Raw genomic sequence first — 601 nt, forward strand, 5'->3', positions numbered from 1 at the left:
CTTGATAGATTTCACATTATCCAACACCTGAGCCGTGCTATGATGACGACTAGAATTGATATTATGAAGACTTTCGATACGCGTTCCCTACCTTATCGATCCATGAAAAATCACTGGCGTATTCTCCAAAAAGATAGTCGTAAACTGTCTCTGAATCGCTTCTTTTCTCGCACTTTCGGGCAAACAGTAACACCGAAAGAGGTTGTCCAGAAGACATTGAATTTCTCTGTGGAACTGAAATTCTATTACGAACTCTACCAGGTCCTTCTCTTCCATTTCCAAGAGAAGAACTCGAAACATTTCTTCGAACTTCTAGAGGACAATCTGAATCTTGTCAATTCAACCTTTAGGACTGTTTTTAAGACATTTCTAAAATATAAAACTTACATCACGAACGCCATGGAGCTTCCATATTCCAACGCTAAACTGGAAGCGACCAATAAACTCATCAAAGACATTAAGAGGCAAGCATTCGGATTTAGGAACTTTACGAACTTTAAAAACAAGATATATATTGCTTTAAACATCAAAAATGAGAGAACGAATTTCGTCCTCTCTAGGTGTTAGCTTTTCATCTACCCACTACAGTTGACAAAGAGCC

1 protein-coding gene is annotated in these 601 nt (G+C 38.3%); it reads left to right on the forward strand.

The window, feature by feature from the left end; translation table 11 throughout:
• On the forward strand, positions 1-567 hold a 567-nt coding region (locus ACVC7T_RS10955), incomplete at its 5' end, for a transposase (RefSeq protein WP_447262948.1).
• Between the last annotated feature and the right edge of the window lie 34 nt (positions 568-601).

This window comes from Streptococcus sp. P25B114 (assembly GCF_053010325.1).